This window comes from Faunimonas pinastri (assembly GCF_900110915.1).
GTDB classification, from domain to species: Bacteria; Pseudomonadota; Alphaproteobacteria; order Rhizobiales; family Afifellaceae; genus Faunimonas; species Faunimonas pinastri.
Genome location: NZ_FOFG01000009.1, coordinates 120,816 through 142,393, shown reverse-complemented (window position 1 = coordinate 142,393; position 21,578 = coordinate 120,816). Strand labels below are relative to the sequence as shown.

The 21,578-nt window shown below is 65.7% G+C and carries 16 protein-coding genes; 5 read left to right on the top strand and 11 right to left on the bottom strand.

Going from position 1 to position 21,578, the window contains the following annotated elements:
* Positions 1-72 precede the first annotated feature (72 nt).
* Entirely contained in the window at positions 73-1,077 is a 1,005-nt protein-coding gene (locus tag BMY25_RS13070; protein WP_092497221.1) for an LLM class flavin-dependent oxidoreductase, read from the top strand.
* Between the two features lie 42 nt (positions 1,078-1,119).
* Entirely contained in the window at positions 1,120-1,920 is an 801-nt protein-coding gene (locus BMY25_RS13065; RefSeq protein ID WP_092497219.1) for an SDR family NAD(P)-dependent oxidoreductase, read from the top strand.
* Positions 1,921-2,046: 126 nt separating this feature from the next.
* On the opposite strand, the gene BMY25_RS13060 is transcribed toward BMY25_RS13065, so the two are convergent.
* From BMY25_RS13060 to BMY25_RS13010, 11 genes are all read right to left on the bottom strand, one after another.
* Positions 2,047-3,147 carry an NAD(P)-dependent alcohol dehydrogenase gene (locus BMY25_RS13060; protein ID WP_092497217.1) on the bottom strand — a complete coding sequence of 367 codons (1,101 nt, stop codon included), beginning with the start codon at positions 3,145-3,147 and terminating at the stop codon, positions 2,047-2,049.
* Positions 3,144-4,592, bottom strand: coding sequence for an aldehyde dehydrogenase family protein (locus BMY25_RS13055; RefSeq protein ID WP_092497215.1), 1,449 nt, complete (start codon positions 4,590-4,592; stop codon positions 3,144-3,146). The genes BMY25_RS13060 and BMY25_RS13055 overlap by 4 nt, the downstream gene beginning before the upstream one ends.
* A gap of 77 nt (positions 4,593-4,669) precedes the next feature.
* A complete protein-coding gene (locus BMY25_RS13050) occupies positions 4,670-5,608 on the bottom strand; it encodes an AraC family transcriptional regulator (RefSeq protein WP_177176855.1) in 939 nt (312 codons plus the stop codon).
* Positions 5,609-5,673: 65 nt separating this feature from the next.
* Positions 5,674-7,755: an FUSC family protein gene (locus BMY25_RS13045; protein WP_092497211.1), complete on the bottom strand. Its 2,082-nt coding sequence runs from the start codon at positions 7,753-7,755 to the stop codon at positions 5,674-5,676.
* 301 nt (positions 7,756-8,056) lie between these two features.
* Complete coding sequence (locus BMY25_RS13040) at positions 8,057-9,619, bottom strand: efflux transporter outer membrane subunit (protein WP_092497209.1); 1,563 nt, start codon at positions 9,617-9,619, stop codon at positions 8,057-8,059.
* A 9-nt stretch (positions 9,620-9,628) separates the two neighbouring features.
* Positions 9,629-11,173 (bottom strand): MDR family MFS transporter, encoded by a 1,545-nt coding sequence (locus BMY25_RS13035; RefSeq protein ID WP_238858319.1) that lies wholly within the window; start codon positions 11,171-11,173, stop codon positions 9,629-9,631.
* Complete coding sequence (locus BMY25_RS13030) at positions 11,170-12,456, bottom strand: HlyD family secretion protein (protein ID WP_092497207.1); 1,287 nt, start codon at positions 12,454-12,456, stop codon at positions 11,170-11,172. The genes BMY25_RS13035 and BMY25_RS13030 overlap by 4 nt, the downstream gene beginning before the upstream one ends.
* Positions 12,457-12,616: 160 nt before the next feature.
* Positions 12,617-13,279 carry a TetR/AcrR family transcriptional regulator gene (locus tag BMY25_RS13025; RefSeq protein WP_092497205.1) on the bottom strand — a complete coding sequence of 221 codons (663 nt, stop codon included), beginning with the start codon at positions 13,277-13,279 and terminating at the stop codon, positions 12,617-12,619.
* A gap of 143 nt (positions 13,280-13,422) precedes the next feature.
* Positions 13,423-14,424, bottom strand: coding sequence for an Lnb N-terminal periplasmic domain-containing protein (locus BMY25_RS13020; RefSeq protein WP_092497204.1), 1,002 nt, complete (start codon positions 14,422-14,424; stop codon positions 13,423-13,425).
* A complete protein-coding gene (locus BMY25_RS13015) occupies positions 14,424-15,674 on the bottom strand; it encodes an alpha/beta hydrolase (RefSeq protein ID WP_238858318.1) in 1,251 nt (416 codons plus the stop codon). The genes BMY25_RS13020 and BMY25_RS13015 overlap by 1 nt, the downstream gene beginning before the upstream one ends.
* Before the next feature lie 189 nt (positions 15,675-15,863).
* The gene (locus BMY25_RS13010; protein WP_092497202.1) at positions 15,864-16,370 is read right to left on the bottom strand and encodes a MarR family winged helix-turn-helix transcriptional regulator; all 507 of its coding nucleotides are present in this window, start codon (positions 16,368-16,370) and stop codon (positions 15,864-15,866) included.
* Positions 16,371-16,718: 348 nt separating this feature from the next.
* Here BMY25_RS13010 and BMY25_RS13005 point away from each other — a divergent pair, with 348 nt between their 5' ends.
* From BMY25_RS13005 to BMY25_RS12995, 3 genes are all read left to right on the top strand, one after another.
* The gene (locus tag BMY25_RS13005) at positions 16,719-18,464 is read left to right on the top strand and encodes a thiamine pyrophosphate-requiring protein (protein ID WP_092497312.1); all 1,746 of its coding nucleotides are present in this window, start codon (positions 16,719-16,721) and stop codon (positions 18,462-18,464) included.
* A 58-nt stretch (positions 18,465-18,522) separates the two neighbouring features.
* The gene (locus BMY25_RS13000) at positions 18,523-19,911 is read left to right on the top strand and encodes an MFS transporter (RefSeq protein WP_092497200.1); all 1,389 of its coding nucleotides are present in this window, start codon (positions 18,523-18,525) and stop codon (positions 19,909-19,911) included.
* A gap of 64 nt (positions 19,912-19,975) precedes the next feature.
* Positions 19,976-21,577: a phosphoenolpyruvate carboxykinase gene (locus BMY25_RS12995; protein ID WP_092497198.1), complete on the top strand. Its 1,602-nt coding sequence runs from the start codon at positions 19,976-19,978 to the stop codon at positions 21,575-21,577.
* Position 21,578 lies beyond the last annotated feature (1 nt).

Sequence of the window (21,578 nt, the reverse complement as noted above, 5' to 3'; positions counted from 1 at the left end):
ACCGCGGTTCCAGCTCAGTCCGGCCCGAATTGGCCTTCAGGCGCTGGCCGGGCTGTCGGTTGGTGACGGGAAATGATGAAGCATGTACCTCTCAGCATCCTTGACCTCGTAAGTGTGTCCGAAGGAGCGACCCTCGACGACGCGCTGTCTGCGTCGATGAATGCCGCTCAGGTTGCGGATCGGCTCGGTTACAAGCGCGTATGGTATGCTGAACACCACAACACACCGCTGCTCGGGGCCAGTGCGACAGCCGTTCTGATTTCTCGGGCGGCTGCCCTGACCAAGCGGATACGGGTGGGCTCCGGCGGCGTCATGCTGCCGAACCACGCACCCCTGCATGTCGCCGAAGCGTTCGGGACGCTTGCGCGGTTCTTCCCCGGTCGCATTGACCTGGGCATTGGCAGGGCGCCTGGCACCGATCAAACGACCGCGCAGATGCTGAGCCGCTCCGGCTCGGATCCCCGGTCCATCGCCAAGAACATCTATGATCTGACCGGATGGTTTGGCGATGACGGTATCGCCAAGAGCGCTCCCATATCCGGCGGCGTCTCAACCGCAACTCACGTCCCGATCTGGATCCTCGGTTCGAGCGTCGACGGTGCTTCCATTGCCGGCCAGCTCGGGCTTCCCTTCGTCGTCGCTTCCCATTTCTCGCCCGACGATCTGGACCAGACGCTGGGAATATATCGCTCCTTTTTCGACCCGAATGCTCCGACGGCTCAGATCGATCGGCCCTACGTGATGGCCGGCATCAATGTGGTCGCGGCTTCGACCGAGCATGAAGCGCAGCGAATCTGGACCACGGCTCAGAGAATGATTGTCGGCGTCCGGACCGGAAATCGGCAGAAGCTTCAGCCCCCCGTGGAGCCCGCGGAGATCGCTCCGGCAGAGCAAGCCTTCGCGGAATCGCTTCTTCGGGTGAAGGCGGTCGGCACACCGGAAACCGTCCGCACAAGAATGGAAGAATTTGCCAGTTCCATCGACGCCGACGAACTCATCGTCATGACCTACACACACGATCCGGCCGACAAGATCCGCTCTCTCGAACTGTTGGCGGGAGCGTGGTCCCTCTCATAACAAAGCAGCCGGAATAACAGGCTCAACCGCAGGATGGATACTATGAGTCAGCTGAAAGATCGCATCGTGATCGTCACCGGGGCCGCACAGGGCATGGGGCGAGCCATCGCGGTGGAAGCGGCGAAGCAGGGAGCGGCCTGGGTCACCCTCGCCGACGTGCAAGGCGACAAGGGCGAGGCGGCGGCCGAGGACGTGCGCAAGGCGGGTGCCCGCGCTCTGTTCATCAAGACCGACCTGAGGAGCGGCGAGGCCATCCGCCACATGGTGGAGGAAACCGCGCGTCAGGCCGGCGGCATCGACGTGCTCGTCAACAATGCCGGCGTCACCGACGATGGCTTTACGAGCAGCGCCCCCTCGGTCGAAGACCTCCCGGAGGAGGTCTGGGACGCCGTGATGGACATCAATCTCAAGGCCATCTGGCTGGCGGCCAAATACGCCGCCCCCTATCTCAGGAAATCGACGCGTTCGCCGGCGATCGTCAACGGCGGCTCCGTCGCCAGCTTCGTCGCCTATCCCGGGCTTCCCGCCTATGCCGCGAGCAAGGGCGGCGTGGCGATGCTGACGCAGGCCATAGCGGTCGATCTCGCCGATGGCGGCATCCGCTGCAACGCCTACGCGCCGGGCGCCATCGAAACCCCCATGCTGCTCACCAGCCTGGACAACGCTCCCGACCGGGCCGCGGCGGAAAAGCGTCTTTCCGGCCCGCATCTGATCCAGCGGCTCGGACGCCCGGAAGAGGTCGCCAAGCTCGTCTGCTTCCTGGCCTCGGAAGATGCGTCGTTCTCCACCGGCGCCATGTTCCGGGTGGATGGCGGCACGCTCGCCTGGCGCGGCGTCCACTAAGCCGTTCACCGGGGAAAGCCGGAGCGACGTTCTCATCGCTCCGGCTTCGAACCGGCAATGCTCCCGGAGCGGCTTCTCTCACCGCCGGAATCGGCGGTGGGGCACCGGGCTACCGGGTCGTTGGGCTCAGTGAGGCATTCTCAGGATAGCCTTCAGCGTGACGCCCTTCTCGGAATCCTCGACCGCCTGGTTGATCTGGTCGAGATCGTAGAACTTGATCAGCTTGTCGAAGGGAAAGCGTCCCTTCCGATAGAGCTGGATCAGGCGCGGGATGAAGACTTCCGGCACGCTGTCGCCCTCGATCGCATAGGTGATCGACTTGCCCATGCGGAACAGGCTGTGCGGGATTTCGAGATTGGCCGACGTGCCGACCCCGACTTCGACGCATCTGCCCATGTAGCGCATGGCCTTGAACGCCTCGGCCACAACTTCGTTACGGCCGACGGTCGAGAAGGTGTAGTGCAGTCCGGCGGGCATGATGTGCTCGCGGATGTAATCCGCCGAGGACTGGTTGCGGCTGTTGACGGTATGGGTGGCGCCGAGTTCACGGGCCAGTTCCAGCCGCTGGTCGTTGATGTCGACGGCGACGATCACCGAACAGCCCGCGACCTTCGCTGCCATGATGCCGGCCAGTCCGACCGGACCGGTGCCGTAGACCGCGATGCTCTCACCCGCCTGCGGACGCAGAACGTTCAGCACGCTTCCGGCGCCCGTCTGGAGGCCGCACCCGAGCGGTCCCAGGATTTCCAGCGGGATGTCCGTCGGAACCTTGATCGTGTTCCGCTCCGTGGCGATCGCGTAGCTGCCGAACGACGATTGATAGAGGAAGAGCCCCTGCAGGTCCTGGCCGTGCTGGTGATGGGCGCAGGAGCCGTCCTCGCGATGGCCCTGCATGTTGAGGACCGAGAACTTCTCGCAATAGGAGGGATGGCCGGAGACGCAGAAATCGCATTCCCCGCAGGATGCTGGCGTCAGCACGACATGGTCGCCGGGTTTCACCCGCGTGACGCTGCTGCCCACGGCTTCCACGATCCCGGATCCTTCATGGCCGAGCACCGCCGGGAGGCCCAGCGGGAGATGCTGGTCGCGGACGGCGAGGTCGGTGTGGCAGATACCCGTCGCGACGATCTTCACCAGCACTTCATGGGGCCGGGGAGCGTCGAGCTCGACGTCCTCGACCTTGAACGCGCCCCTGGGCTCATGCAGGACGGCGGCGGTGATCTTCATGATGCGGTCTCCAGCATGGCCTGAGGTTCGTCGATCATCACGGCGCGGGGCTCCAGATATTCTTCCAGTCCGTAAGTTCCGTATTCGCGTCCGATACCCGACTGCTTGAAGCCGCCGAACGGGGCGAAGGGATTGGGCGCCGGGCTGTTGATCGCCACTCGGCCGGCATAGAGCCGGGACGCCACCTTGCGGGCCCGCTCGGGGTTCGACGACGAGACATAGGCGTGGAGGCCGTAATCGGTGTCGTTGGCGATGCGGATCGCGTCCTCCTCGTCGCGGTAGGTCAAGATGGAGAGGACGGGGCCGAAGATTTCCTGGCGCGCGATCGTCATGTCGTTCGTCACATCGGCAAAGACCGTCGCCTTGACGAAGTTGCCCTTCTCCAGGCCTTCAGGCTGGCCGAGGCCGCCGGTCACGAGCCGGGCACCTTCCTTGATGCCGGTTTCGATCAGGCTCTGCACCCGCTCGTACTGGCGTGTGCTGACCATCGGGCCGATCAGCGTTCGGTCATCCTTCGGGTCTCCGACCGGAAAATCCTTCACCGCCCGCTCCGCGATGGCGACGACCTCTTCCAGCCGGGCCTCGGGAACCAGCAGGCGCGTTCCCGCGATGCAGGCCTGGCCGCCATTATAGAAGCAGGCGCCGAGCGCCTGCGGCACGGCCTTCTCGAAGTCCGCGTCGTCGAGCAGGATGTTGGGCGATTTTCCGCCGAGTTCCAGCGTCACGCGCTTCAACGTGTCCGCCGCCCCGCGAGCGATCGCCTTGCCCACGGCCGTGGAGCCGGTGAAGGAAATCTTCGCCACGTGGGGATTGCTGGTGAATTCCGCCCCGACCGTATCGCCGCGCCCGTTCACGATGTTGACGAGCCCCGCGGGAAGACCTGCCGCATGGATGAACTCCGTGACGATCTGGGTCTGGATCGCGCTCATCTCGCTGGGCTTGATGACGGTGGCGCAGCCCGCCGCGATCGCCGTGGAAACCTTGTTGCAGATGAAGCCCGCATTGGCGTTCCACGGGGTGATCAGAGCGGCGACGCCCAGCGGGACCATCTCGACGGTCGAGTGGCCGACCTTCCGCGTGAAGTCGAACTCCTTGAGAAAGACCTGCGCGTTGCGGAAGCTTTCGACCGCCAGGCCCGTCGCGAACCTGGAGCGCTTCACCGGCGCGCCGAATTCCTGCGTCTGCGCCGCGGTCAGGTCGTCGGCCCGTTCGCGTGCCGCCTGATAGAGCCGTTCGAGGATATCGAGCCGCTCTTCGATCGTGGAGAACGCGAAGGTTTCGAACGCCTTCCTGGCAGCGGCCACGGCCGCGCGGGCATCCTCGACGTCGCCGAGCGTGACGACGCCGATCGTCTCGTTGTTGCTGGGGTCGATGAGTTCGAACTGCTCGGTTCCATGGGGCGATACGAACCGGCCGCCGATATAGACTTTGTCTATTCGTTGCATAGCGTTTCCTCAATTCACGCCGTCATTGTCCATGAGGCGGGAAGAGGAGGCCATGCCGGGTCCGGCAAAGTGCTTGCCTAGTCCTGCACGGCGCCCGGCGACCGGGAATTGCGCAGATCCTTGACCGGCGGAGCGCCGAAGAGGCGGGTATATTCACGACTGAACTGAGATTGGCTCTCGTATCCCACCCGGTAGGCCGAGGTCGCCACATCGACCGTTCCGCTGAGGAGGAGACGACGCGCCGCCTCCAGCCGCAGCCGTTTCTGGTACTGGAGAATGCTTTCGCCCGTCACCGCCTTGAACTTGTGGCGCAGGCTGGAGACGCTCATCTCCACGCTCCTTGCCATGGTCTCCACGTCGGCGCCGTGAACGAAGTTCTGCTTCAGGAACTCGACGGCCCTGGCGACGCCGAGGAATTGCTGGTCCTGGACGAGGCTTCGATAGAGGCGGGGGCCGTTCTCTCCGGCCAGCAGGCGATAGATGATCTCCCGCTTCACCGAGCCTGCGAGGAAGGCCGCATCGTTCGGCTTGTCGATCAGCCGGAGGAGACGCGTCACGGCTTCCAGCAGGTCATGATCGGCGGTGCCGACGAATGCCCCGGACCTTGCCTGATGGAGGAGCGGGAGATCGAGCTTAGATTCCACCAGGATCGAGGCGATCTCCGTCGCGCTCACCGCGATGCGCACACCGAGATAGGGAGCGGTCCTGGTTGCGGAAAGAACCTGCGCGCCCGTCGTCATCTCCAGCGTCGAGACCACGTAGTCGCCGGGCCCGTAGACGACGGGTTCGGAGCCGAAGAAGATCTTCTTTCGACCCTGCACGACCACGCAGAGTGACGGCTGAAGAAAGGTTGCCTCCAGCTTCGTGGCCTCTTCCACGCGCAGCAGGGCGAGAAAGGGTATCGAGGTCTGCAGCCGCTCTCCGGCCGGGATCTTGCGCTCGACGATAGCCCTCATGCCGTCGAGCAGGGGCGAAACCGCCTCCCCGGCGGCGAAAGGCTGGGGGGCCCTGGCCATGGGCGCTTCGCGGACCGAGGGGTGAAATTCACGCCGTGCGGGCTTCGACGGGAGCGAGGCGTTGCTCATGCCGCTTTCCCGATCGACGCGCAGGCGGTCGCCCCCGGAAGCCCGGGGAAAAGGTTGCGGCGGAGGCTGGTCAGGCTCAGCGCGCCCGCGCGCCTGATCTCGGCGGACGAGCTTTCCGCCGTCAGCCGCATGGTGGCGTCGATACGGTCGAGGAGAGCTTGGGGAGGTTCTGCTCTCCGGTGCCTGCCGAGAGATCGGTAATGGTCCCTCGTGGCGTGGATGATGGAGGCTATCTCGTTCTTCGCACCCAGGGGAAGCTGGGGTTCGAGGTTGCCCAACTCGGCGAGCGAGAGCCCCGTCCGCATGTCCCTCAAGGCCCTCGCCGCCGGATGGATTTCATCCTTGGACTGGGCGATGCGCGTCGTCAGCAGCGCCACCCGGTGCCCCATCCGGCTTCTCCAGCGCGCGCCGACGCTGTGACGGCCCCGGGCGATGTCGCGCCACGCCGCCTCGATCAGCCTTGCCGAGGTACCATCGAGCCAGAGGGACTGCATGATCCGCATCATGGCCAGAGCGAAATAGATGCCGGACAGCGTGGCAAGCCCGTTGTTCATGTAGGTCGCGAAATCCGGCGTGAAGCGGGTCGCTATGATGCTGGGGCTGAGGGAGCCGATAATGAGGTTGAACGCCAGCGGGCTGTAGCGCGGGACCGTCAAAAGCGCCGCCGAGGCCAGCAGGACGGGCGAAAGCGCGAGGACGAGCAGCGGAAATCCTTCGATATTGGGAAGCACAAGAAGCACGTAGAGGGCGCCAAGAGTGAGACGGACGACGACGCCGACAAACTTGTTCTTCAGCAGCAGCGCCGGGTTTCCGTAGCCGGAATAGAGCGAGAAGAACACGCCCGTCAGCATCACGCCGCTCGCACCCCCCTGCCAGCCGGAGGCGACCCAAAGCGCGTTCGCGAGGAACAGGGCGAAGGCCGCGGAGACGGACGCGTAGAGGGCTCCCTTGTAATCGCGATCGACATCCCTGCCTTCCGGCCGGCCCGCTGGCCAACCCGCTTTCAAGCCCGCAGCCTGGCCGGCGGATGGGTTCTGCCGTCGGATCGTGGCCTTCTCCCATCCGCCGAAAAGCTCGTCCCGCAGGGAGAGGCTGATGCCGAAGACAAGTAGAAGATCGGAAACGCGGGCCAGGAGGTTGAGCGTCAGAGCGTCGCTCCACGTCATTTCCGGGGTCACGTCCGGCTCCAGTTCGGCGCACCGGTGGCGGAGTCGATCGAGCCCTTCCGTCAGGTGTGTGTCGTCGGTCGGGGACGCGGAAAGCCAGGCGGACACGTCGGCCACGAGATCGGAGATGGCCGTCGGCAGCGGCCCGAGGCTCCGGAGCTCCATGAGGCGGTCATCGATGGCGATGGATAGTGGCAGGACGCGTTCCAGTTGGGGAAGCAGAGCGCGGAGAGCACGGCGACGATGCGGATGGAGCTTGCCCTCGTAGCCGGAGTGGATCACGAGATCATGGATCTCGTTGACCGCCACGGCCAGCCGCCGCCGTTCATCGTCGAGCTTCTCCGGCCGGCTTTCCGACAGCGCCGCCGCGGTCCAGCGCCCGGCGTCCTTCAGGATCGCGTCCAGGCGGCTCAACATCAGCTTCGTGGAGGAGTTTGGCAGGACCACCGCATGGATCAATCCGCTGCAGAGGATGCCGAGAGTGATCTCCTGCACGCGTGAGATGGCTGTGGTGAAGATCTCCTCCGGCTGGCTCAGGGTCGGGAAGACGATGATGCAGGTGCTGTAGCCCGCCAGCACGAACATGTAGGAGCGAGTGGTTCGGTCGATCGAGGACACGAACGTGCAGAAACCGAGCCACAACGCTATCGCCCCGGCAAGAAGCTCGGGCGCGTCGAAGAGCCTGGGCACCAGGAGGACCGACATCGTCGCTCCGGCCGCCGTGCCGATGACCCGATAGACGCTCTTCGACAGCACCGCGCCGGCGCGAGGCTGAGCGACGACGTAGGTCGTGACGGCCGCCCAGTAGGGATTGGCGAACTGGAAGCGCAACGCGATGTACAGGGCCAGCATCGCGGCCAGAAAGCTCTTCGCGGAGAAGAGCAGAGCAGAAGCATTGAGCGAAGGAATCATGACAGGACGGGCGCTACCAGTTCTGCCGGGATGCAACTAGTAAGGCAGTCGAACTATATCGACGGGGAGGCCATGGTGGCAACCGGATTCTGGCGCCACCGGTGTTCCGTCTCCCGCCTCGGCGCGCCATTCGCTTCGGGGCAGGAGGAGCTGGCGCGCCGGCTCAGGTCCGTGCGTATGCCCCACGCTGTCCCCGCGCCTCGCGAGCAGCCTGCCGGCTTCCGTCGCAAAGAAAAGGTGCCCGGTTTTGCCGGGCACCTTGGGTCTGTTCAAGAAAGATAGGAAGAGGGGCGGCAGTCGGTCAGGTCGCCGATTTCGCCACGGGCTGCGGCTGCTGCCATCCCAGCCCGAGGCTCTTTTGCAGCGAGATATAATAGTTCGTGAGCTGCGCCTCGCCCTGCGCCAGGCTCTGCTCGGCCTGTAGCCGCTGCTGCTCCACATCCAGTGTGTCGGACAGCGTCGCCGTTCCTGCCTGGTACATCTGACGGGTCAGCACCGCGGCCCGGCTTGCCGCCGCGCTCGCATTGGCGAGCCTGACGACGCTCTCGCGCTGATGGCCGAAGCGGGAGAGCGCTGTTTCCGCGTCGTTGAGCGCCATCAACACGGTGTTCTCATACTGGGCGATCGAGGCGTCGTTCGCCGCCTGCGCCTGCCGGATCTTGGCCATGTTGCGCCCGAAATCCAGCACGTTCCATTGCAGGACCGGGGCGGCGGTGTAGCTGAACGCCTTGGTCGTGCCGAGGAGATCGAAGTCCGTGGCCGCCCAGCCGATGGTGCCGACAAGGTTGACGCTGGGGAAGAGCTGCGCGACGGCCTGCCCGATCTGGGCGTTGCTGGCGACCAGCTGACGCTCGGCGCTGCGAATGTCGGGACGGCGACGGATCATGTCGGCGGGGTTGCCGACCGGCACGCGCCTCGGCGGCACCGGGATCGCCCGCGGTGCCTTCAGGGCGGCATCCAGCGCCCCGGGCTCGCGGCCCGTCAGCACCGCCAGCTGGTCCAGCGCCTGCTCCACCTGCCCCCGGAGGGGGCTGACCTGGGATTCCGTCATCTCCGTCTGCGCCGTCAGACGATCGACATCGAGGTTCGTGCCGGTGCCCTGCTGCTTGCGCTGCTGGCTCAGCCCGAGCGTTTTCCGCTCCAACTCGGCCGAGCGGCTCGTCAACGCCAGCCGGTGCTGCACGTCGCGGAGATTGACGTAGGCCTGCGCCACTTCCGCCGCGAGCTGCACCTGTGCGTCGGCCAGCTGAGCCTCCGCCGCCTCCGCTTGCGCCCGGGCGGCCTGCGCGCCGCGACGGCGACCACCGAAAAGGTCGATCTCCCAGCTCGCGTCGAAGCCCGTGTCGTAGAGGTTCGCGTCGATGTGGTCGGGAACGGAAATGTCGGGCAGCGAGGAAGCCGCCGCCGCGAGTTGCGGATTGGCGGCCAGTGTCGGCGCCGCCAGCGTGGCGAGGCTGGACTGCGCCGACGATACTTCGCCGGGAAGATTGCCTGTCGGAATGCGACTGCGGGCATAGATCGCCGTCGCGTTGCCGTTGGGCAGGAGCTCCCGCGTCCGCTGCCGGTACACTCCGCGCGCCTGCCGCACCCGCGCCTCCGCCACGCGGATGTTGGGGCTGGCGGCCAGCGCGCTGTCGATCAGCTGCGTCAGCTGCGGATCGCGCAGCGCTTCCCACCAGCGTGACGGAGGCTGCACCGGAGTGACCGGGGCCGACGATGCGCGATGGAAGCGCCCGGCCGCCGTTTCGCGCGGAGCAGCGTTGGGTGCGCCGCTATAGTTCGGACCGACCATGCAGCCGCTGAGGGCGAGAGCTGCGAGGGCGGGGGCCGCAATCCTGAACTTTGTCGTAGGCTGGGATCGCATGGGGAGGTCTCAATGAGCTGAAATCGAGCTGCCCTTGGGGAGCGGCCGAAGAAGGACGACGAGCGGGATCGCGACGAGCAGCAGGATGCCGAAGACGAAATAGAGGTCGGTAAAGGCCATGACGGCAGCCTGCCCCTGGATCTGCGTGGCGAGCGACCGGATGGCGGTGCTGACGCCTTCGGCCGAACTGCCGCCCATCTGCTGTATGCGCTCCTGCACGATCAGGGAATTGGCATGCAGGGTTTCGGCCAGGCGCTGCACGTGGAAGGTCGTCCGGCGTTCCTGCAGGGTGGAGATGATGGCGAGCCCGATGGACCCGCCGAGATTGCGGGCGGCGTTGAAGAGGCCGGACGCGTCCTCCGCGTCCTCCTTGGGCACCGAGCTTGTCGCCGCCTGGTTCAGGAACAGCAACGCGAAGGCCTGGCCGAGACCGCGCAGCACCTGCGACCAGAAGAAGTTGGAACCGGCGCTCTGCGAGGTGAGGTTCGTGTCGAGGAAGCAGCTCGCCGCGTAGAAGAAGAGCCCCAGCGCGATCGCGATGCGAACGTCGAGCCGTTTCACCAGAAACGGGAAGAATGGCATGAAAAGCAGCGTGGGAACGCCGCTGACAAGGACGACGAGGCCGGACTGCTCGGCATTGTACCCGGGCACCTGCGAGAGGAATTGCGGGATCAGGTAGAGGATACCGTAAAGCGCCGCGCCGACCACGAGGCTCATGACGAAGACGCTGCCGAAGCTTCGTTGCAGCAGGATCTTGAGATTGATCACCGGCTGGTCGCTGACGAACTGCCCGACGATCAGCAGGATGAAGCCGACGACCGAAACCAGGCTGAGGGAAATGATGAAGGTGGACTGGAACCAGAGCTCACGCTGTCCCTCTTCCAGCACCACCGTGAGGCAGCCGAGGCCCAGGGCCAGGCCGAGAATTCCGATCCAGTCCGCCTCGGCGAAGGCGCCGAGGTTCGATTTCTCGGAGGGCAGGCCGACGGCGAGCAATGCCACGAGGCCGATGCCGATCGGGAGGTTCAGGAAGAACGAATAGTGCCAGCTCAGGTGCTCGGTCAGCCAGCCGCCGATCAGGGGGCCGAGCACCGGCCCCAGCACGGCCGTCATGCCGAAAAGAGCGATGCCGATGGGCTGCTGCCCCGGCGGCAGGCGCGTCGCCACGATGGTCAGGGCCGTCGGGATCATCGCGCCGCCCGTGAAGCCTTGCCCCACGCGGCCGATGATCATCTCGTCGAGGTTGCTGGAGAGCCCGCAGGCGATCGAGAACAGGGTGAAGAGAACCGTCACGATCAGCAGGAAGTTGCGCAGCCCGAAGATGCGCTGGAACCAGCCGCTGAGCGGGATCATGATGATCTCGGCGACGAGATAGGCCGTCGAGATCCAGGTTCCCTCCGTGCCGCTGGCACCGATTTCGCCCTGGATCGTGGGCAGGGACGCGTTGACGATGGAGATGTCCAGCGTCGCCATCATGGCGCCGATCGTCCCGGCGGCCACCGCAATCCAGGCGGCGGCGTCAGCCTTGCCGCCGCCGTTCGAGCCCTCGCTCACTCGTCGTCCTCGTCCGCGCGGTCTTCCGCCCGCTCGCTCTCGCGCTTCTGGCGGCGAACGTCCGACCTGGCGCTGATCGTGTCGACGTCCACGTTGACGGAGAGACCGGGCACCAGCACCTTGCGCGCCTCGGGACCTGCATCGATGCTGATGCGTACGGGAACACGCTGCACGATCTTGGTGAAGTTGCCCGTCGCATTCTCTGGCGGGATCAGCGAGAACTGCGCGCCGGTGCCGGGCGAGATGCTGACCACCTTCCCATGCAGCGTCATGTGCGAAAGGGCGTCCACCTCGATCGTCGCGGGCTGGCCCACCCGCATCAGATCGATCTGCGTTTCCTTGAAGTTGGCGTCGATATAGAGTTCCTGCACCGGGACGATGGTCATCATCCGCAGTCCGGGCTGCACCAGCTGCCCGACTTCCACCGAGCGGTCACCGACGCGGCCGGAGATCGGCGTGGTCACGAGGGTGTCCGCGAGATCGAGATCGGCCTGCAGCTTCTGCGCCTGCGCCTGCTCCAGCGCCGCCACGGCCTGCTGCCGCTGGGCCTTGATGGAATCGACCATCGTGATCGCCGAATCGAGCTGGGCCTGATTGCTGGCGACCTGGGCGTTGGCCTGGTCGCTGCGGTTGCGCAACTGGGCCAGCTGCTCGGCCGTCGCGGCGCCGGTGGCGGCGAGAGGCCGGTACCGGTTCACCTCGTCGGCGGCGAACTTCGCCGTGGACTGAGATCCGGCAAGCTGTGCCCGCGCCTGCTCGATCTGCGATTCCTGCTGCTTCATCTGGGCGTCGGCGCGGGCGATATCCGCCTTGCGCGCATCGACGCTCGCGACAGCCTGCGCCACGCGGGCGCGATACTGCCGATCGTCGATCTTCACGAGCTTCTGGTTCGCATCCACCGGCTGGTTCTGGCCGGCGAACACCTCTTCGACATAGCCGGACACCTTGGGAGCGACGGTGACCTGGTCGGAGTGGATATAGGCGTCGTTGGTGCTCTGAACGAAACGTCCGGCGGTCCACCAGTGATAGGCGTACATCCCGCCGGCAACGAGCAGCAGAACGACGATGATCAGGATGATGATCCGGACGATCGGGTTCTTCAGCGCCGAGCGCTTCTTCTTTTCCTCGCCCTTCTCTTCGGTCTTATCCGACCCGTTATCGCCGGGGCTTTTTTCCTCGCGGCTCTCTCCGTCGTGGGAACCGTCGGTTCCGCGCCGATCGTCTTCACGGGCGTCCGGCTCATTGTCGGCCTGCTTGTCTTCATCGGACCGACGTTCGGCCATGATCACTCCATCTGAACAGGTTAATGCAACTTAACCGTTGCATACTCTGAAGGCGGGGAGCGGGCAAGCGAGGGACACTGCGGCGAAACATCTTTTGTGCGGTGCGACATCGAAGCCGATCCTCGGGGCCGTCGTCCCGGAGGAAAGGTCACACATATGCTCATTCCCGCGTGACAAGGGCTCCGTTGAGGAAGAGATCGACCGCATCGGCCACCTGCTTGCTGCTTTTCGTCGTGAATGCCGGAGGCTCCAGGCCCAGCGTCGCCAGCCGCAGCACCGGAGCAAAGACGCAGTGAAGGAATGCGGTGGCGAGATAATCGATGTGAGTTCTTGAAATCTCCCCACGGGCGGCGCCCGCCTCCAGCACGGTCCGAACCCGGTCGGCGGCTCGCAGCAGGCCGTGATCGTACAGGACCCGGGCCAGTTCGGGGAACTTCTTCGCTTCGCCGGTGATCACGCGGTCGAGCGCGATGGTTTCCGGCACGAGCGCCCGCTTCAGGAGCGAGGTGGCCGTCTCCGTCAAGCCCTGCCGGAGATCGTCGGACGGCTGGACCTCACGATCGTACTCGGACAGCTTCTCATTGATGTAACGGACGACGACCGCCTCGAAGAGTTCCGCCTTGGAAGGGAAGCGCGCGTAGAAGGTGCGCTTGGAGATACCGGCGATGGACGCGATCGCATCGATGCTCGAAGCCTCGTAGCCGATTTCGAGAAACATCGCCGTCGCGACATCCAGGATACGCTCCGTCAGTTCCAGAGACCTCTTGCGCGAGGGGCGCCCGGTCTTTCCGGCACAAGAGATCCTCGACTTCGCTTCCGACATTCCGTGGCCTGGTTGTTCCGTTCCGCAGACCGATCCCGTTGAATGGCCCGAAATGGATTTTACAGCATGAGACGCTCCGGGGCCAAGTCGGAAGCCGTCCAGGCCGCTCTTCGTTCTCGCCGCTTGCGTGAGCGGGTGACGGCCTACGAGCCGGCCCGGATACGCGCGGAGTAATCCGCCGCGTCGCCGGCCTGTCGACCGAGCGCGGAAACCGCGGCCCTCGCCCTGACTTCCGCCAAGGGCAGGTCCGTCCGGATCACATGCTGGTCGTAAAGATAGCCGGGGAGGTAACCGGAGAGCAGGATGCGATAATCCAGCGGCAGCCGGGAATCGATGACCCGCGCCATGTCGAAGACCACGGTCGTGCAGTTGGAGGTCACCGTATTGTAGAAGGCGGGACGGCTGGCCAGCAGGTTGCCCTTGTTGAGAAACGACAGCAGCAGGGTTCGCCGCGCCGCCTCGGGCACGTCGAGGGCATAGCGGTAGACATCCTCTCCCCGGACATTCGTGCGCAGGCGGATGATGTCGCGCTCGTCGGCGGCGATCATCGCCAGCTCGAATTCCCGGAAGAACCCGCCGACCTCGGAGAACGCCTCCGTCCTTTCCTTGCGGATCTCGGCGGAGAAGACGAGGTGGCTGCCGTCCCGGAAGCCGAAGCTGACCAGCGTGTGGGCGATGGCCTTGCCGGACCAGTAGGACAGGAACAGGTCGACGGTATCGAGCTCGTCGAGATTGTAGGTCCGCGTTTCCCAGCGCGGCGTGAAGTCCGTTTCCGTCCGCCACTCGAAATTCCGGACGTTGTGGACCGTCGCCGTGTTGCCGTGGATCTCGGCCGTGACGGTATGGGCCACATCGGGAGCCCAGTCCCTGTGGTTGGAAGGCCGGATGGTCGTCCACCAGATGGCGACGAGCACCAGCGCGCAGGGATAGAGAACGACGGCCCATCGGCGATGGAAACGCCATGCCCCGATCAGGATCGCGAGGCCGAACGCGAGCCACACGACATCTGCCGCGACACGAGCGACCTGGCCACCGGGGAACTGATACCACAAGGCCAGCCCGACCCAGGCGAGGCTGAAGGCGAAGACCAGGAACAGCGCCAGCCGCCAGAGAAGGCCGAGGATGCTTCGGACGACCGGGAGCATCAATGTCCGGCCGCGGAGTAGAAGGTGTTTCCGACCGACTGGCGGACCGCACCCATCTGCTCGCCCAGGTTCTCGCGGGTGCGCGGATCGAACACGGAAATGGGCAGGCTCACCGCCACGCTCGCGGCCGATCCGGCGGACTGCGCCGCGCCGGCCAGCACCGAACCCAGCCGTTGGCCCAGCCCCGTGTCGGAGTCGGTCACGGTCTGTCCATCGATCAGCCGTTGTCCCAGGAGGCGAACGACTTCAGGGCTTTCCGCGAACTTGCTGTGGTTGAGGCTGTCTCCCGTCCGCAGCGCCGTGAGATCGAGCACCGTGATGTCGTCCTTTTCGAAAACCGAACGATAAGGTTCCTGCGTGGGATCGAGCGATCCCAGCCGGTCCACCCCGCCGGAGATCGCGCGGGACAGGCGGAGCGCCTGGTCGTCGCGCGAAACGAAGATGGTGAAGTGCGGCCGGTCCGGCCCCATGTCCTGCATCTGCTTCCTGAAGACGTCGACGTCGATGTCGGGCGAGGCCAGGATCACATTGTCGATCTTGGGCGGGATCTTTCCCTGGCGGATCGCCAGCTGGCGCAACGACTCCACGGCGAGCCAGCTGCCCATGGAATGGGCGAGCACGGTGATGCTGCCCACATCGGGGCTGGCGACCGCCTCCTGCAGCACCTTTTCCAGCCCGTCGCGCGAAAAGTTGGTGCTTTCCCGGTCGTAGCCATAGGCGAAGACGCTCCCCCTCGACGGCCAGGTGAACAGCAGCGGCGCGAAATCGGTGCCGGAATCGTGCACGATCTGCGCGAAGCGGAAGACCGATTCCTCGTAGCGGTTGTTGAAGCCGTGAACGAAGAGAAGCAACTGGCGCTTGCGCCCGGCCGTCTTGCGGAACCAACCGCGCGCAGCCGTCGAATCGAGCCTCTCCACGTCGGACGTGACGAAATCGGTGCGGGGATTTCCGGGCACCTTTTTAGGCCACTGCACCTCGCCCACCTTCCGGGCACTTTCGGGCGGGATGGAAACGACGATGCGGTCCAGCGACACGTCGGGGCCGCGCTCCCCGGAGAACAGCATGCCGGGAGCGCTCGTCGGCGCGCGGGTCGTCGCCACGAGGAGATCGACCTTGCTGGTGCCGTCGCCGGCGGTCTGGACGGGGCTCAACATGCCCTTGGGCGTCCCCGCGCAGCCCGCGAGAGCAAGGGCCAGGGCGAGACCCAGGCTGAGGACGGCACGCCCCGCATTCCGGCTTTCCGTAAACACCCACGCTCCTTCAGGACGGTTGAACCATGGCGACGTAACCGGGCAGGTGAAAAAACGCAACGGAATGGTTGCATTTTTGGAGTTTCGTCTTGCTGAACGGCCTGTTCATCGCACTCACGCCGCTGCCGTGCCGTATCGCCCGGCGCCGCCGCCCGTAGGTCCGACGCTCGCCCCGCTTGCCCGGTGGCGTCACGATCCCAGCGCCGTCACGATCCTTCGGAGCAGCGTGATGAATTCGGTTTTCCTCTCGCCGATGATCTCGTCCAGCTTGCGATCGTGCTCGGCGGCGATGATCCGCAGGCGCTCCAGCATCGTTTCCCCGTCCGGCGTCAGCGTCAGGCGGTAAGCCCGGCGATCCGTCTCCGCCTGCTCGCGATGGATGAGGCCGCGGGCCTGGAGGTCGCGGATCAGCGGGGTAAGCGTGGACTTGTCGCGGCCTATCGCACGGCTCAGCGAAATCTGCGTGATCCCCGGATTATTCCCGATCAGCATGAGGGCCGCGAAACGTCCGGGGCGGAGATCGCCTTCCCCTGCGGAGCTGGCGAAGGCGCGAAAGGAGGCCTCCTGTGCGCGCCGGAGATGAAAACCGACGACGCCGTCGAGTTCCGCGAAATTCAGGAGAGACGTGTCCGCCCCGATTTCCGGGGACGGTGTTCTCGGCCTGTTTTTCGGCCTTCTGGTGGATTGCTCGTTCATCCAGTTTCCGTGTCGCCCATCAACCGCCGTTGGTATTGTCTCAAACTAATTTGCATGCATAATCCCGGATAAGAACAGAGAAAGCCGGCCGTTAGAAGCCGAAAACGCCGTGGTCAAGGCCGCCGGCGACATTGGAGGATGCGCCGTGGGTACACGTCTCCCGCCGCCGATCTTTGCCGCCGCTTCGCAGGCGGCGAACACAGTCTGCCTGAGCGTTCGCGCGGCTCGCGTCGGACCTTGCGGCGCCTTCCCGCTTTCTCTCCCCGCTTTCGCCCGGCCCAGGCCGGGCCTCTCTCCGTCAGCCGGTCGCTTGATCCGTCCGGCCGACCTGTCATGCAGGACCTTTTGATGTACACTGCAAGTTCCGCGTTCCTGGACGCCCTCGTCGAAGCCGGCGTCTCCTACATCTTCGCCAATCTCGGCAGCGACCATCCGGCGCTTGTCGAGGCGATCGCCGAGGCGCGCGCGCATGGGCGCAAGATACCCGATGTGATCACCTGTCCCAACGAGATGGCCGGCCTGAGCGCCGCGCAGGGCTACTTCCAGGCGAGTGGCAGGGCGCAGGCCGTGGTCGTCCACGTGGAATGCGGGACGCAGGCGCTCGCCGGCGCCGTCCACAATGCCGCCAAGGGCCGCGCGCCCGTCCTCATCTTCGCCGGCGCTTCGCCCTTCACGCAGGATGGGGAGATGCGGGGCAGCCGCAACGAGTTCATCCAGTGGATCCAGGACGTCCACGACCAGCGCGGGCTGGTGCGCGGCTACATGAAGTACGACAACGAGTTCCGCACCGGCCGCAACATCAAGCAGGTGACGCACCGGGCGCTCCAGTTCGCCTACAGCGACCCCAAGGGGCCGGTCTATCTCATGGGCGCCCGCGAGGTCATGGAGGAGGAGGTCTCCCCGACGAAGCTGGACATGGCGGAGTGGCAGCCGCTCGCCTCCGCCGTGCTTCCGCCGGAGGGCGTCGAGGCCATCGCCACGGCGCTGGCCGGTGCGCGGCGTCCTCTGGTGGTGACGTCCTATGTCGGGCGCCAGCCGAAGGCGGTCCGGGAGCTCGTCCGCCTCTGCGAACGGCTCGGGATCGGCGTCCTGGAATCGGTGCCGAACGCGATGAACTTCCCGCACGACAACCCGCTCTACCAGGGCAACCAGTGGAACCATCCGCGCCAGAATCCGGTGCTGGCCGAAGCCGACGTGATCCTCGTCCTCGACAGCGACGTGCCCTGGATCCCGACCGTCAGCCGGCCGCGCGAGGATGCGCGGATCTTCCATATCGATATCGACGCGCTGAAGCATCAGATGCCGCTCTGGTATATCGGCTCCGAGCGCGCCTATCAGGTGGATGCGACCGGAGCGCTGGCGCAGATCAACGCCTATCTCGACGGGGGCCCGGTCGACGGGGGCCCTGTCGATGGAGGCGCGGTCGACGAGGCGGCGGCCGACGAACGGCGGCGTCACTATGCCGGCCTGCATGCGGAGCGTGCGGACGAACTGGGGCGGCTGGAGGCCTTCCCCGAGGGCGACATGATCACCCCGGAATACCTGGTCGCCTGCATGCGCAAGCATGCCGACGAGGACATGCTGTTCCTGAACGAGAGCATCTCCAATTATCACACCGTCTTCAACCATCTGGCCCTGAGCCGGCCGGGGGCGATCTTCACCAGCGGTGGCGGCTCGCTCGGCTGGAATGGCGGCGCTGCGATCGGCGTGAAGCTGGCGCAGCCGGAAAAGACCGTGGTCTCCTTCACCGGGGACGGTTCGTACATGTTCTCGGTGCCGTCCTCCGTCCATTGGATGGCGCGCCAGTACGAGACGCCTTTCCTGCAGATCGTCTTCAACAATCGCGGCTGGAAGTCGCCAAAGCTTTCCGCGCTCGCGGTGCATCCGGACGGCTATGCAAGCCGCGCCAACTCGCTTGACGTCGCCTTCGACCCGCCGCCCGCCTATGCCGATATCGCCGCCGCTTCCGGCGGCGCGCATGCCCGGCTGGTGCGGCGGCCGGACGAGGTGGAGGAGGCGCTCGTGGAAGCGCTTCGGGTCGTGCGGGAAGAAGGACGTTGCGCGGTGCTGGACGTGTGGATACCCCACCTCTAGCAACGTTTCAGAAGATCGGCGAAAGCCGACGGTCTTTATCTGGTCTCAGGGGGGAACCATGGTTGATACGGGAAGAACGAGGGGCACGGTCGTGGATGTCGGGCACGTGCTCGACACCGGCTCCTGGAGCGGGTTTCAGAAAACGGTTCTTCTGTTTTCAGCCCTGACCGTCGTTTTCGACGGCTTCGACAATCAGGTGCTGGGCTTCGCGCTACCGGCGATCATCAAGGAATGGGGCGTCGCGCGCAGTGACTTCGCTCCGATCCTGGCGATCGGGCTGGTCGGCATGACGATCGGCACGGCTGTTGCCGGAATGCTTGGCGACCGCATCGGCCGCCGCAATGCGCTGATTGCCAGCGTCTTCCTGTTCGGCGTGATGACGGCCGCGATTTCCACCGTCCACGGCCTGACCGGGCTGGGCATCCTTCGCTTCTTCGCAGCCATGGGACTTGGCGGGGCCATCCCCAATGCGACGACGCTGGCGGCGGAATATACGCCGTTGCGACGTCGTCCATGGGCGGTGACGCTGACCATGGTCTGTGTTCCCCTGGGCGGCATGGTGGGCGGCATGGTCGCCTCGCGGATCCTGCCGGGCATCGGCTGGCGAGCGCTCTTCGCGGTTGGCGGGCTCGTCCCGGTGATCCTCGGCGTCGTCCTGATTTTCGCGTTGCCCGAATCGCCGCGCTATCTGGCGCGCCATCCGCGCCGCTACCCCGAGCTGGCTCGTATCCTGTCCCGCTTCGGCAAGTCCTATTCTGCGGACAGCGACTTCGTCGACCGTACCGAGCAGCATATGGCCCGCACGCCCATCTCGGCACTCTTCGGGGCGGGGCATCTGCGCGACACGGTCGGCCTCTGGGGCGCATTCTTCTCCTGCCTGATCTCCGTCTACATGGTCTTCAGCTGGCTGCCGACCATGCTGAGCAGCGAGGGTCTCGATCTCGCGACCGCGGGTTCCGGCCTCACCGCCTACAATTTCGGCGGCGTGCTTGGCGCGCTCGGCGGGGCATGGCTGATCAGCTACATGGGTTCGCGCCCGGCGATGCTGATCATGGCTGCCGGCGGCGCGGTAAGCGCTCTCGTCCTGCGCTACATCCCCATCGTGCCGGAGGGCAGCCACTTCGTCCTCATCCTGATGCTCGGTGTTCACGGCGCCTTCGTGAACGCGGCGCAGACCACGATGTATGCGCTTGTCGCGCACGTTTATCCCACGGATGTCCGGGCCACCGGCGCGGGTGCGGCGACAGCGGTCGGCCGTGCCGGCTCTGTGCTCAGCTCCTTCGTCGGCGCATGGGTGCTGAACCTCGGGGGCGGGCACGCCTACTTCATCTTCATCACGGTGATGATGGTGCTGACGTTCGTCGCCCTGGCGATCGTGCACCGCCACATCCCGAAACTGACCGGAGTGGGCGCAGTGGACCCCGGTCAGGACATGACCGCCCACTAGGGTTCGGACCTGAAAGCTGCCGGCGGCCATCCGGCCGTCGGTCTGACGAGGGGAGGACTGCAGGATGCAGGACGGGAAATTGTCAGGGCAAAGCCCGGTCGGAAGCCTTGTCGCGAGGGTGACCCACCGCAACCTTTCGCCGGAAGAACTTTACGAGCATGCCTTGCGGCGTGGCGAGGCGCGGCTGGCGCGGGGCGGTCCGCTGGTGGCGACCACCGGCCAGCACACCGGCCGCTCGCCCAAGGACAAGTTCGTGGTGCGCGACGCCACCACGGAGGAGACCGTGTGGTGGGGCGGCAACCGCGCGATGGAGCCAGACGCCTTCGAGCGGCTCCTCGCCGACTTTCTGGACCACGCCAAGGGGCTGGAACTCTACAGCCAGGATCTCTTCGGCGGCGCCGATCCCGCCCATCGCCTGCCGACGCGCGTCTACACCGAATATGCCTGGCACTCGCTCTTCATCCGCAACCTGCTGATCCGCCCGGGCGCGGACGAGCTGGAAGGCTTCGCGCCCGGCTTCACCATCATCGACCTGCCGAGCTTCAAGGCCGATCCCGCGCGCCACGGCGTGCGCACGGAGACGGTGATCGCGCTCGACTTCACCCGCCGCCTCGTCCTGATCGGCGGGACGTCGTATGCGGGCGAGATGAAGAAGTCGGTCTTCACCATGCTGAACTTCCTGCTGCCGGCTTCCGGCACGATGCCGATGCACTGCTCCGCCAACGTCGACGACGCGGGCGCGGTGACTGTGTTCTTCGGCCTGTCCGGCACGGGCAAGACGACGCTTTCGGCGGACGCGTCGCGCACGCTGATCGGCGACGACGAGCATGGCTGGGCGGACGATGGCGTCTTCAACTTCGAGGGCGGCTGCTACGCCAAGACGATCAACCTGTCCGCCGAAAGCGAGCCGGAGATCTTCGCGACGACGAAGCGGTTCGGCACGGTGTTCGAGAACGTCGTGCTCGATCCGGCGAACCGCGCGCCGGACTTCTCGGACGCCTCGCTGACGGAGAACACCCGCGCGGCCTATCCGATCGACTTCATCGACAATGCCAGCGAGACGGGCCGGGCGGGACAGCCGACCAACATCGTGATGCTGACCTGCGACGCCTTCGGGGTGCTGCCGCCGATCGCGCGGCTGACGCCGGAGCAGGCGATCGTGCACTTCCTGTCCGGCTACACTGCCAAGGTGGCGGGCACGGAGAAGGGCGTCACGGAACCGGAGGCGACGTTCTCCACCTGCTTCGGCGCGCCCTTCATGCCCCGCCCGCCGGCGCTCTACGGCAAGCTGCTCATCGACCGGATCAAGGCCGGCGACGTCACCTGCTGGCTGGTGAATACCGGCTGGACCGGCGGTCCCCATGGCGTCGGCCATCGCATGCCGATCAAGGTCACGCGCCGGCTGCTGAACGCGGCGCTGGATGGCTCGCTGAAGGCGGCGCCGACCTACCGCGAGCCGCATTTCGGGTTCGCCGTGCCGGAGCATGTGGAGGGCATCGACGATCGCCTCCTGCATCCCCGCGAGACCTGGGAGGACAAGGCGGCCTATGGCCGTCAGCTCGCAAAACTTGTCGGCATGTTCGAGGCGAACTTCCGCCAGTACCGGGACGAGGTCGCACCCGAGATCGCCGACGCCGCGCCGCAGCCGGCGGAGCCTCGGCCGTGAG